Consider the following 12,497-nt stretch of genomic DNA (forward strand, 5'->3'; position numbering starts at 1 on the left):
CTAGTCTAAATCTAGCTTCTTTGGCGGTGAGTTCCACCGTGTCAGCTTGTAGAGTAGATAGTGCCGACACTACTACAGTGAAGCAGGAAGTTAACGTCAAATTTGCTCATGAGTAGATTTGAGTAGGTTTAATAGAACGGAAGAGCGAACATTGTTATCAGAAAAATTCCTAGGGGCAAGGAGCGAATTTTAATCATTTTCCGGTTTCTCCATCGGTTTGTAGTCTTGTTTTAGCAATAATGCGGGTTTTCTTTAAATCTCCTTCGCTCAATTCTTCTCCCACCTGTAAACGGGTGGCATTAGTTTGGAGGACAGTGGCGGCATTTTTTTCTCCCAATTGTAGAGCGGTTTTGGCTGCGGTTTGTAGCATGGTGGCGGCGGCTGCTCGATCGCCCTGTTTTAATTTTTCTTCAGCGATTTGGGTTTGACGATATTTGGCTAAAGTGAGAACTGATTTCTGAACTTGCTCGTCTAATTGGGATTGATAGAGAGCTTGGGAGGTGATATCAAGGCTAAAAGTCGCAGTTTCTAGCCCTTTTTGACCGGAAGCGGGATCATCGTAGCGAATCTTCACTTTAGCTATGGTGTGAGTACCGGGGGGAATTTGGTCAATATAGAGATTGAGGAGGAGAATTTTTTCTTCATCTATCATTAAATCACCCAAACGGGTGATGTAAAAATTGCCCTCTTTTTGTAGGCTCATTTCTATAGTTTCTGGAGCAACTTGGGCAATGGGTTTTAACTCCGCTAAATGAGTCCTGGAATCTAATTCTAATTGCAGGAAAGCGTTAGTTAACCGCACAGATTGCAGACGGTTAAATAGACGAGTAAATTCAATTAAAGCTTGTTCGGGTCTTTCGATATAGGATAAACTTCCGCCGGCGATATCGGCAATTTTTTCTAGGATATCTTGATTCCAATGATCGCCAAAACCGAAGGTATTTAAGGTGATACCGTACTCAGCCGCTACTTCTGCCAATTTTAAACAGCGTTGATTATCTCCATGTTCATTTTCACCATCGGTAAGCAGAAAAATATGAGATACATAACCTTTGCTGCCGCTGGAACTTTCTTGAATACCTAATTTTATCCCTTCATCGATCGCCGTACCTCCTCCCGCTTGTAATTGTTGAATTTTTGAGCGAATTAAGGTCAGATCATCCTGTCGCGATTGGGAGGGAAGAATAACTTTGGCGCGATGATCAAAAGCTATTACCGAGAGACGATCATTAACCCCGAGGGATTCTATTAAACTGAAGGCCGCTTTTTTGACCGTTTCTAGGGGTTTTCCCTGCATAGAACCGCTATGATCGAGAACTAAACAAAGATTAATCGGTAAATTTGTGTTAATCTGTTCACTGGTGGCGGCGATCGATAGCATCAGTTGACGTTGACTGCTGGTTTGATTAGCGTCGATATGACTATCACTCAAGGCCGATTTTAGAGTTACCCGCATAAGAGTTTTTTATCGTGGTCGTTGATATTTCTATTGTAATGAGTATAATTAGATTTGTGCTTATTTTCCCATCCGACATCGAGTTAGACAAGTTCGATCATTGGGTGCATCTCATTTTTGTCAATCTACGATGCTCACCCGGGGTTGTTCATATATTGGGAATAATTTAAGAATCACCGATAATTCTTGATTGTCGATATTTTTACAAAGTTAAGATGCAGCCCCAGCTGTTCTTGTTGGAAATTTTACCTTAGCCAGTCGGCCCTATTCTTTCGTGGAAGTCATGGCAAAATCTCTTTAACGCGAACTAAAGTTATTTACTTTTTTTGAGATGATAACAAATTGGCATCGATGTTGATCAGGGGAAGGGAGCCTGAACCACCCATGACGACAGGGAAACGTCCATCCCACTTTTCGATTGCTCGTTGTTGTAAAATTTCTGGTGTTAGGTTTTGGCGCAATAGTTTTTGAGCTTCCGCCTGTCCCTTTGCACGGTTGATTTCCGCTTTCGCTTCCTGTTCTGCTTGTTGTGCGCGAAAAGCAGCTTCTTGTGCCTTTTGTTCTGCTACTTGTTTGGCTTCAATCGCTGCGTTAAACTCTTCAGAAAAACCAAAATTAACGAGAGATACATCATTGATAATTATCCCATAACGTCTTAATCTTTCGGCGAGGGAAGTGTCAATTTCACGTTTGAGTTCTCCTCGCTCTTGCAAGATATTTTGTACGGGACGTTGTGCTGTTGCCGCTTTGACAATTTCCGATACTGCTGGGTTGATAATACCAGAGACAATCTCATTGATATCCCCAACTTGTTGATAAATCTGATTGACTTTGTCGGGGTCGATGTGCCAGTTAACGATAATAGTTGTTTCCACATCTTGCAAATCTTTGGAAGAACCTTTTGCCTTTACTTCCGTTGTTTGGACTCGAACGTTGAGGGTTTTGATCTTGGTGACAATCGGTACAACAGGATGAATTCCTTCATCGAGGATTTGTTTTTGCACTTTGCCAAAGTACATGACAACGCCGCGTTCGCCAGTATCAATAATAACAAAAGGGCGCAGTACGGTAGTAATGGCTAATATTAAAATTCCCCCCGCCATTAATGGTATTATATTGCGATTGTAATTCATGACAACTCCTGAGATATTCGATCGGTTTTATCGTAGCACTGTTCTTATAAGTAAGTAATCTCAATTAATTTTTAGATAGTGGGACAAGCTTCTGGTTCTTTGTATTTTATCTTTAATTGTAACCGGCTACTTAGTTGATGATAGGTGGTGCGTTACTTCAATCATACATCACACAATCACAGTCGATGATAGGTGGGGCGTTACGAGGGATTGTTACCCTCCAGTCACAGCAGCAATTTTGGCTGTCTAACGCACCCTACGTTTTACTTTTTGTTAACCACAAAGACAGGAAGTTAGGATTTTAACTAAGGGAGAGAAGAAAGGTTAGGGGAACCATTCAACAAAGCAGCGATCGCTTGTTCTAAAGCTAGAGAAATATGGGTCCAATGGGTTCCCCCCTGACAAAAAACGATATAGGGTTCCCGTAAGGGTCCATCGGCGGAGAATTCCGAGGTGCTACCATCGATAAACGTGCCACCAGCCATCACTACTTGGCTCTCATAGCCCGGCATTTGGGCAGGAATGGGATCCAAGTAGGAACCGATGGGAGAATAGGCTTGAATGGCTTTACAGAAGGCAATCAGCTTATCGGGGGAACCGAGTTTAATCGCTTGAATAATATCGCGTCGAGGCGCAAAAGGAGCCGGATTGACCGGATAACCCAACTTATCGCCCACATAGGCGATTAAATGACTGCCTTTCATCGCTTCTCCCACCATTTGCGGCGCTAGAAACAATCCCTGATAAAGAAGACGATTTTGGTCAAAAGTTGCCCCTCCCTCGCTACCGATCCCCGGTGCTGTCAGACGATAGCAGGCCATTTCCACTAATTCCGCTTTACCTGCTATGTATCCCCCGGCCGTGACGATTGTACCTCCGGGGTTTTTGATTAGAGAACCGGCCATCAGATCTGCCCCCACGTCGGTGGGTTCTTGGGTGTTGATAAATTCTCCATAGCAATTATCGACAAAACAGACCGTATTCGGGTTTTGTTGTTTAACTATACGGACAATTCTCTCGATTTCGTCAATAGACAAACTCGATCGCCAGGAATAACCGCAGGATCTTTGAATATGTACTAAACGGGTTTGGGGTTTCACTGCTGTGTCCAAGGCCAACCAATCGATCGCACCAGTAGAATCTAGCTCTAATTGGCGATAACTAACGCCAAAATCCTTTAAAGAGCCTTGACCACTGCCCCTAATTCCAATTACTTCCTCTAGGGTATCGTAGGGCGCACCGGCTACCGCTAACATCTCATCCCCCGGTCGAAGAACCCCATACAAGGCACAGGCGATCGCATGGGTTCCTGAAACAAATTGTACTCGCACCGCTGCCTTTTCGGCCCCTAGGGCTTGGGCGAACACTTGATCTAAAGTATCCCGTCCCAAGTCATCATGACCATAACCACTAACACTAGCAAAATGATGCACCCCGACGCGGTTTGCACGGAAAGCACCGAGGACTCGACGGAGATTTTCCTTGACCTGTGCGTCAATTTCCGAAAAGATGGGGAGTAGGGCCTTTTCTGCCCTGTGGAGTAGAGAGGGAATATCCATCAAACAATAGACTGTGATCTGTATTGCATTTACAAAGCCTACTGATCATACAACGCCAATCCTTCCCCTTAAAACAGTTGCCAAGGTTGACGATAGGAATGATTAGAGCGGCCCGCCGGGGGGGGGTGAGGCTCCCTGTGGTGGGGCGCCGGGGGGAGGGCCACCAGCAGCAGGTTCATTCCCCCGGCCACCAAAGAGACTTTGCCAAGAAAAACCTTGGGGTGGTCGGGTGTCCGAGGGTGGATTAATTAAGATATGTTCGGAGCCATCGAGTCCGCTTTTGACTTCGGTACGATTGCCGATAGTAACGCCAGTGGTAATGGGGACAAATCGGGGGGGTTGGTTAGGTGCGCCGACAAAAACACCAGTTTGCTCGTTCTGACGGGTAACGGCAATAGTTGGCACGGTTAAAGCGTTTTTCAGTTGGCCGACTTGGAAATCCGTAGAAACATTCATTCCCGCTTTTAATTCCCTGGCCGCCTTTTCTTCTAGGGTCACTTTCACTTCAAAGCTGGTGACATTTTGTTCTACCGTTGCCTGGGTGGCAATCAGAGAGACTCGTCCATGGAAGATTTTATCGGGATAAGCATCGGCTGTAATCGTCACCTTTTGCCCAACCCGGATCTTATCAATGTTTTTTTCTGCTACATTGCTGACCACTTCATTTTGTGAAACCAGGGATAAAATCGAGGAAGAAGTGGCCGAAGATACGGAACTGCCGGTCGTAGTAGGAGCCACAAAGGCCCCCGGTTCAGCGTAGACAAAAGTAACCACCCCGTCAAAGGGTGCTTTAATGATGGTATCCTCAATCTGAGTTTTGACATTTTGTAGAGAACCCTGAGCAGTAGTCACCTCCGCCCGTGCTTGCTCGATTTCCTCCTGTCTTGTTCCTGCTTGGAGAAGGTCTAAGACCTGTTGTTGATTTCTCACTTCCGCCTTTGCTTGAGCAATTTCTTCCGAGCGAGTTCCTTCTTTAAGGAGAGATAGCTTTTCTTGGGATTCAATCACGGCAGCCTGGGCGCTATCCCTAGTTGCCAGTTTTTCGTTTAAAGTCTGTTGAGATATGGCTCCTTCGTTGAAAAGTAGCTGATTGCGACGATATTCATCATCAGATTTTTTGAAAATGGCTTTTAAACCTTCTAAACGAGCTTTTTCTTGGGCAATTTCCTGAGAACGATTACCGGCCATCAGTTTTTGTAGGTTGGCTTCTAGTTCTTCCAGTTTTGCTCGGGCCTGAGCGATTTCTTGGGGACGATTACCAGCGATTAGTTTGCGGAGATTAGCTTGGGCTGCCGCTAGTTTGCCCTGGGATTCTAATAATTGACCCTGCCAATCAGAATCGTCCATTTTAGCAATTATCTGTCCTTTTTTGACGGTATAACCCTCATCTACTAGCAGTTTCTTCAAAATTCCTGCTGTTTTAGGGCTAACATTAACCACTTTTTCCGGTTCCACAGTGCCATTAGCGGAAACGATGATCGTTAGATCCGTCTTTTCCACGGCTACAGGCAGCGGACGGGAACTACCCTGGTGGGGGGTATGCCCAAACTGACGATAGGCGAGAACAATACCAGCAATGGCTAAAAATAAAGTTAGTAATCCCAATGCCCAGCTAATTGCGGGCTGTTTGTTAACTTTTTGGAAGGAGGAACTGTCTGACATAGTGAGTAAGAAACTGGCGAGTTAATTTAGAGAGAACCTGATGGTTGAACAGTCTGTTCCGATTCCACGGCACCATAATCGAGCTTAATAATGTGATCGGCTAGATGAAAATAGCGCTCATCATGGCTAATAACAATAACTATTTTTCCTCTTTCTTTCAGTTGTAGCAGTATCTGTTTATAGAATAGTTCCCTAAAACGGGGTTCTTGGTCGGCGGCCCATTCATCAAACACATAGATAGGACGATCCTCTAAATAGGCTGTTAATAAAGCCAGTCGTTTCCTTTGTCCTTGAGATAGTTCTGTGGTGGATAAAACTCCATTTTTGACCGTGACTTTATGGGCTAATTGCAGTTGCATCAGATAATTTTCTACCTCTTGATCGAGATTGGGACGATCAAAACCGAGAAAACTATCGAATAAGTAAAAATCAGAGAAAATTGCCGAGAAATGTTGACGATACCACTCCACGTTATCTTGAGTAATACGTTTACCATTGAGATAAATTGCTCCCGATAGGGGTGGGTATAGTCCTGTAATTAGTTTAGCTAAAGTTGACTTGCCGCTGCCATTGCCGCCAATAATAAAGATCAGTTCCCCTGGTTGCCAAGAAAAGCTAATTGGTCCGAGCAGAAATCCTTTTTCATCTGCCCTTGGCGGTGGTGGTGGGTTGCCTTTTTGAGAATGGGGAGGATGGGATGGAAAGGGAATTAGTTTCCTTTCGGAAGGGGGGGATTCTGGTGCTAGTGCTGGTAAACTATCGGCAAAACCTTGGGAAAAACCATTATGAGGAAAGGGTGGATGGCCTTCCGGGAAACCTTCGGGGGGGAAAGGTGGATGGCCTTCCTGATTCCCCCTAAAGCTTGGGCCTGTTCATCATTACCGAGTAATTGTTTTAAGAGTTCTTGATCTTGTTCTGTTAGACGCGGTAGATTGGCTGGGGCAGCTCCAGTCGGGGCAAAGGGCTGCGGTGTCCCCGGAGGATTGTTCTGGGGTCCACCTGGTCGGAACCCTTGATGCGCGGGGTGAGGATGACCTTGAGGTACACTAGGAGGAGGGCTTTGCGGGGCAGCGGGGGGGTGAGGATGTCTTGGTGATAACATTGATTGATTTCTCCAGATATTTACTATTTAATCCCTTCATTCTATTCTCACTATTTGCTGGTGATTCCAGATATTTTTTATTTCTTAATAATTTCCTCTCTTGAGCAAAAAAAGGGTTTTAATCAAGTGCCTAGTTGAGATAACTCTCAGAAATTAGACAAAATCGGATACATTCATCTTTAAATGTGGACATGGTTGGAACTTACCGATAAAAATAGCCGTTGATAGTCAACCAGCACTAAAAAATTTACTTCATATTTGTTAACATAGTGCCATTTTTGACATTCCACTGCTTAACCTAATTTTTAGGGCAAAATTATCCCAAAACACCCGTGGTAAAAACAATGATTTTCTTGCAGACGATTACAAAAATTTACTCTCTAGGGGAAGTGAAAATTCCTGTTCTTCGGGGCATAGATCTGGAAATTCGGTCAGGGGAATACATATCCATTATGGGAGCTTCGGGTTCCGGGAAATCAACCTTGATGAATATTATCGGCTGCCTCGATCGCCCGACGGGGGGACAATATATTTTAGAAGGCAGAAACTTAAAGAACTTGGACGATAACCAACTGGCCTATATTCGCAATCAGAGGATTGGCTTTGTCTTCCAACAATTTAATTTATTGTCCCGCTCCACTGCCCTAGAAAATGTCATGTTGCCGATGGTCTATGCCAATGTTCCCAAGCCAAAGCGTCGTCAAAGAGCGATGCAAGCTTTAGCTAGAGTTGGGTTGACTAATTATCTCCACAATCGGCCTAGCCAACTTTCCGGGGGACAACAACAGCGGGTCGCCATCGCCCGGGCCCTAGTTAATCGACCGGCTCTGGTGTTGGCCGATGAGCCGACGGGGGCCTTAGATACACAAACTTCCCAAGAACTGATGGATTTACTAACCGAACTCAATCAACAGGGAATCACGATTGTGATTGTCACCCACGATCCCGATGTAGCTGCCCAAACCAGGCGGGTGATCCGTCTTCAAGATGGCTTAATCGTTTTTTAGGGTGTAATGGCCTCAATCCCGTCGTAAAGCGGTAATCGGGTCTAAATGAGCGGCAGAACGGGCGGGAATTACTCCTGCTGACAAACCAACGATAAAAGATAAACCAAATCCACTGATTATCGACCAACCTGACAAGACAAAGGGAAATCGGAAAATCTGGGCGCTACAGAAGGCCACTAAAATTCCCAATAATACACCGATGCCGCCGCCAGTCAGGGAAATCATCACCGATTCCGCTAAAAACTGCTGGAGGATTGCCGAACGGGTGGCCCCCACAGCTTTGCGAATCCCGATTTCCCTGGTGCGTTCCACCACGGAAACTAACATGATATTAGCGATGCCAATACCACCGACTACTAAGGAAATGCCAGCGATCGCCACTAGCATCACTGTAAACAAACCCACTACCGTGGTCAAGGTTTTGACCACATCTGTTTGGTTTCTAATGCTAAAATCATCGGTTTGAGAAGCGGCGAGATTGTGGCGCTGTCGCAAAAGATTAGTAATTTGATACTCGGCATTTTTCATCTGATCTTGCTGGTCAACTTTGACATAAATGCCGTTAACAGCCTTACCACTTAAAGAATTATTGCCCACCAGACGAGAAGACATATTGCTCAGAGGAATAAAGACCTGATCGTCGCGATCGATCGAACCTTCGGCACCTTTTGGCTCAAATACCCCAATAATTTCGTAACTATTTTTTCTTTCAATCCAAAGCTTTTTGCCGATCGGATTAGTATCATCGCCAAACAGTTCTGTTAACAGAGTCGAGCCTAAAATCGCCACTGGTGTCGCCTGTTCCATTTCTTCCTCGGTAAAAAATCGACCTTGGCTGAGTTCTGTATTTCTCGCTTTCATGTAGTTAAGATCGATGCCCACCACATTAGTGGCATGATTGACCTCGCCTGCTACCACTGGCGCTGGACGCTGCAGATAGGCGGAGACCACCTGTACACCTGGAACTTGATTTTGAATAACTTTGGCATCTTCCCAGATTAAGGTACTACTGGAACCGCGGCCGAGACTAATACCCCCGGTTCTGGCTTCTCCTGGTAAAATTTGTAAAACATTAGTACCTAGAGATTGAATTTTTTGTTCGGTGGCTTTTTGTACTCCTTGGCCTACGGAGGTGAGAGCAATCACGGAGGCAATGCCAATAATCACCCCTAACATGGTTAACAAAGTCCGCAGTTTATTGCTCCAGAGAGCTTCGATCGCTATCGAGACAATTTCGCTGATCGCCACGGGGTGAGGATGATTAGTCTGAAGTATTTGTTTAGGTAAGTCAAGAGTCATTGAGTTCGATGTAATCTGGCTAAATATAAAGTTATGATCGGATAAAACAGATATTTGGGACTTATTTGTCTTTTTTTATCTATCAATCACCTTATTTACTGTTTCTAGAAGAGATTAGGCTGTATTGACTGCGGCTTTCCCGTCCGATAGCATTGCCGATAAAAACCCTCACTTAGGGAAATCAATCGCTTCGCCATACTTTCCCAATAGGATTTTAGCGAGATTTTCCTTGACCTGTGGGTCAATTTGCTAAAAGATGGGGAGTAGGGCCTTTTCTGCCCTGTGGAGTGGAGAGGGGATATCCATCAAACAATAGACTGTGATATTTGTTACTATTTATTAAGCGTCAAAGTTTCCCCTGTGTCAAATCGAGACAGATAAGACAATGATGCTCTGTCTCCTGTTGTTTCCCTTTGGGTTATTCAATGACTGTTGCGACTTCCGAAAAACTGCCCATTGACTGGGTGACTCTCATCTACATGGCTTTTATCCACTTAGTGGCTCTTTTAGCCTTCTTGCCTAGCAATTTTAGCTGGGGTGCTGTGGGAGTGACATTGATTCTCTATTGGATTACTGGGGGTTTAGGAATTACCCTCGGTTTCCATCGTTTAGTTTCCCATCGGAGTTTTAAGACTCCCAAATGGTTAGAATACTTTCTGGTTTTGTGCGGGACTCTCGCTTGTCAGGGGGGTGCGATCGCATGGATAGGTTTACATCGTCTTCATCATAAATATTCTGATACTGCTCCCGATCCCCACGATTCTAATAAAGGTTTCTGGTGGAGTCACATGGGTTGGATGTTGCACGAAATTCCTGCCGACGAAGAAATTGCTCGTTTTACCCAGGATATCGCCGACGATCCTTTCTATAAATTCTGTCAAAATTATTTTGTTCCTATCCAAATTGTTTTAGGTTTAATTCTCTATGCTATGGGTGGTTGGCCGTTTGTAATTTGGGGAATTTTTGTGCGCTTGGTCTTAGTTTTCCACTCTACTTGGTTTGTCAACAGCGCCACCCACAAATTCGGTTATGTTAGCCATGAATCCCACGATAATTCTAAAAATTGTTGGTGGGTTGCCCTCTTAACTTTCGGTGAAGGTTGGCACAATAATCACCATGCCTATCAGTATTCTGCCCGTCATGGCCTACAATGGTGGGAGGTTGATCTGACTTGGATGACCATTCGTCTGCTGCAAATTCTGGGATTAGCTACTAATATTAAGTTGCCTCCCACCACAGCAGTCACGACAGAAAGTTAGTTTTGTCCAGTTGTTAAATTGAATCTAGCCGAACTTATGTTTAAGTTCGGTTATTTTTTCTCCGACTTAACCCAAATCTGACAGCAAACCAGACCTCCCGCTAGACTGCCTAATCCATTGACCTTTCTATGGGATTTCTTCTCTCTCACCATCTCTATCGCTGACTTTTTCTAAGCAATAGCACAAAAAAGTCAAAATAGCAACTTTTTTAACAAATGTTTAATATTTACGCTGACGTGCCGGAAAGACCCCAGAGAACGTATATTAAAAGCTAAGTAGGGAGGCACAATTATTTCTAGGATGGGTTAGCGGTAGCTTAAACTATGCGGGCGTTGGGTTTCATGCTTCAACCCAACCTACGTTCATCTTATATTTAATTCCACCCACCTACTTAATCCCCAAATTATATTAAGTTTCTAATGAAAAAAATCTCGATTTTAGGCTCTACTGGCTCGATCGGTACTCAAACTCTCGATATTGTCACCGATCATCCCGATAAGTTTCAAGTGGTGGGATTAGCCACGGGTAATAATATTCAACTACTATCGGAGCAAATTCGGCAATTTCGCCCGCAAATCGTGGCGATTAATAACGAAAGTCAACTAGAAGACCTGAAAAGCCTAATTTCCGACCTTGACTACACCCCGATTATCCTAGCAGGAAAGGAAGGAGTAATCGAAGTGGCCCGTTATGGCGATTCCGAAAGCGTCGTCACGGGAATTGTCGGTTGTGCGGGATTGCTGCCGACGATTGCCGCTATTACTGCTGGTAAAGATATCGCTCTCGCTAATAAAGAAACCCTGATTGCTGGCGGTCCGGTGGTGCTGCCTTTAGTGGAAAAACACCGGGTTAAATTATTACCTGCTGACTCGGAACATTCAGCTATTTTTCAATGTTTACAGGGAGTTCCCACTGGGGGATTAAAAAAGATTATTCTCACCGCTTCTGGGGGTGCTTTTCGGGATTTACCGGTGGAAAAATTGCCGCAAGTAACCGTAGCTGATGCCCTCAAACATCCTAACTGGTCGATGGGCAGAAAAATCACCATCGATTCGGCTACTTTAATGAATAAAGGTCTAGAAGTTATCGAAGCTCATTATCTATTTGGTGTCGATTATAATGCGATCGATATTGTTATTCATCCCCAAAGTATTATTCACTCTTTAATTGAGTTACAGGATACCTCGGTTTTAGCCCAATTAGGCTGGCCTGATATGCGTTTACCCCTGTTATATGCCTTGTCTTGGCCTGAAAGAATTTATACCGATTGGGAACCTTTAAATTTAGTTAAAGCTGGCAGTTTAACCTTCAAAGAACCCGATCATCAAAAATATCCCTGTATGGGGTTAGCTTATGCGGCCGGCCGTGCGGGTGGGGCAATGCCAGCAGTATTAAATGCGGCCAATGAACAAGCAGTAGCATTATTTTTAGAAGAAAAGATTAGCTTCTTAGATATTCCCCGGGTGATTGAAACAGTTTGCGATCGCTTTACAATTCATAACAGTTCTACCCCTAGCCTAGATGACATTTTAGCCGCCGATAATTGGGCGCGTCAAGAGGTATCTAACTGTCTGATTGCCAATCCGGTCTAGATAGTCTAGATACTGTAGGGATGTTAACTATAATGTCTCTACAGGTCTAGGATAGAAAAATCACTAATTTCGGCTATTTTTTCTATTTAACTAGATTTATGATGATCATGACAAGGGTTGATAACCTTCAATAAACCTCTTGGCTAATTAATTTTTGAGGGTTCAAAACCAGCAAAAATAAGGATTAAATTGCCTAAAATCAGGTGCATCTTATGCCATTTTTCTAAAGTAATAGCAAAGATGGTTAATTACCCTCACCCCGAACCCCTCTCCCAGAAAGGGAGAGGGACACGAATAAAGAAAAATGGTATCACACTTACAGAAATACCGACAGTCAGCAATTATCAGTGACTCTTAAATGATTACAAATGTGTCAGCAGCTGCGTGTAAGCATCTCACCGAAAAGCTAATGCGCTCCGGGGTTTGGG

General features: G+C 44.2%; 10 protein-coding genes. 3 read left to right on the top strand and 7 right to left on the bottom strand.

What is annotated here, in order from left to right:
* Nucleotides 1-193: 193 nt before the first annotated feature.
* The 6 genes from O9324_RS13170 to O9324_RS13195 all read right to left on the bottom strand — a co-directional run bounded on the left by O9324_RS13170 (nt 194) and on the right by O9324_RS13195 (nt 6,912).
* Entirely contained in the window at nt 194-1,456 is a 1,263-nt protein-coding gene (locus tag O9324_RS13170) for a vWA domain-containing protein (protein ID WP_288140417.1), read from the bottom strand.
* 317 nt (nt 1,457-1,773) lie between these two features.
* A complete protein-coding gene (locus O9324_RS13175) occupies nt 1,774-2,589 on the bottom strand; it encodes a prohibitin family protein (RefSeq protein WP_002769638.1) in 816 nt (271 codons plus the stop codon).
* Nucleotides 2,590-2,894: 305 nt separating this feature from the next.
* Complete coding sequence (locus tag O9324_RS13180) at nt 2,895-4,148, bottom strand: methionine gamma-lyase family protein (RefSeq protein WP_287732201.1); 1,254 nt, start codon at nt 4,146-4,148, stop codon at nt 2,895-2,897.
* Nucleotides 4,149-4,250: 102 nt separating this feature from the next.
* A complete protein-coding gene (locus O9324_RS13185; protein WP_287732200.1) occupies nt 4,251-5,810 on the bottom strand; it encodes an HlyD family secretion protein in 1,560 nt (519 codons plus the stop codon).
* A gap of 26 nt (nt 5,811-5,836) precedes the next feature.
* The gene (locus O9324_RS13190) at nt 5,837-6,520 is read right to left on the bottom strand and encodes an ATP-binding cassette domain-containing protein (protein ID WP_353851716.1); all 684 of its coding nucleotides are present in this window, start codon (nt 6,518-6,520) and stop codon (nt 5,837-5,839) included.
* Nucleotides 6,521-6,552: 32 nt separating this feature from the next.
* Nucleotides 6,553-6,912, bottom strand: coding sequence for a hypothetical protein (locus O9324_RS13195; protein ID WP_288140418.1), 360 nt, complete (start codon nt 6,910-6,912; stop codon nt 6,553-6,555).
* A gap of 344 nt (nt 6,913-7,256) precedes the next feature.
* Here O9324_RS13195 and O9324_RS13200 point away from each other — a divergent pair, with 344 nt between their 5' ends.
* The gene (locus O9324_RS13200) at nt 7,257-7,919 is read left to right on the top strand and encodes an ABC transporter ATP-binding protein (protein WP_185239157.1); all 663 of its coding nucleotides are present in this window, start codon (nt 7,257-7,259) and stop codon (nt 7,917-7,919) included.
* A 12-nt stretch (nt 7,920-7,931) separates the two neighbouring features.
* Here the strand turns inward: O9324_RS13200 and O9324_RS13205 are convergent, their stop codons facing one another.
* Complete coding sequence (locus O9324_RS13205; protein ID WP_287732199.1) at nt 7,932-9,218, bottom strand: ABC transporter permease; 1,287 nt, start codon at nt 9,216-9,218, stop codon at nt 7,932-7,934.
* Nucleotides 9,219-9,643: 425 nt separating this feature from the next.
* On the opposite strand from O9324_RS13205, the gene O9324_RS13210 reads away from it, so the two are divergent.
* Nucleotides 9,644-10,477, top strand: a complete 834-nt coding sequence (locus O9324_RS13210; protein WP_002769634.1) for an acyl-CoA desaturase — start codon at nt 9,644-9,646, stop codon at nt 10,475-10,477.
* 419 nt (nt 10,478-10,896) lie between these two features.
* Nucleotides 10,897-12,069, top strand: a complete 1,173-nt coding sequence (gene dxr, locus O9324_RS13215; protein WP_287732197.1) for a 1-deoxy-D-xylulose-5-phosphate reductoisomerase — start codon at nt 10,897-10,899, stop codon at nt 12,067-12,069.
* Nucleotides 12,070-12,497 lie beyond the last annotated feature (428 nt).

Source organism: Microcystis sp. LE19-84.1B (assembly GCF_027531875.1).
Taxonomy (GTDB): domain Bacteria; phylum Cyanobacteriota; class Cyanobacteriia; order Cyanobacteriales; family Microcystaceae; genus Microcystis; species Microcystis panniformis.

Excerpts from the sequence above, each read along its gene's own strand:
- O9324_RS13170 (WP_288140417.1), bottom strand. The coding sequence starts at position 1,456 with ATGCGGGTAACTCTAAAATCGGCCTTGAGTGATAGTCATATCGACGCT.
- O9324_RS13175 (WP_002769638.1), bottom strand. The coding sequence starts at position 2,589 with ATGAATTACAATCGCAATATAATACCATTAATGGCGGGGGGAATTTTA.
- O9324_RS13180 (WP_287732201.1), bottom strand. The coding sequence starts at position 4,148 with ATGGATATTCCCTCTCTACTCCACAGGGCAGAAAAGGCCCTACTCCCC.
- O9324_RS13185 (WP_287732200.1), bottom strand. The coding sequence starts at position 5,810 with ATGTCAGACAGTTCCTCCTTCCAAAAAGTTAACAAACAGCCCGCAATT.
- O9324_RS13195 (WP_288140418.1), bottom strand. The coding sequence starts at position 6,912 with ATGTTATCACCAAGACATCCTCACCCCCCCGCTGCCCCGCAAAGCCCT.
- O9324_RS13200 (WP_185239157.1), top strand. The coding sequence starts at position 7,257 with ATGATTTTCTTGCAGACGATTACAAAAATTTACTCTCTAGGGGAAGTG.
- O9324_RS13205 (WP_287732199.1), bottom strand. The coding sequence starts at position 9,218 with ATGACTCTTGACTTACCTAAACAAATACTTCAGACTAATCATCCTCAC.
- O9324_RS13210 (WP_002769634.1), top strand. The coding sequence starts at position 9,644 with ATGACTGTTGCGACTTCCGAAAAACTGCCCATTGACTGGGTGACTCTC.
- dxr (WP_287732197.1), top strand. The coding sequence starts at position 10,897 with ATGAAAAAAATCTCGATTTTAGGCTCTACTGGCTCGATCGGTACTCAA.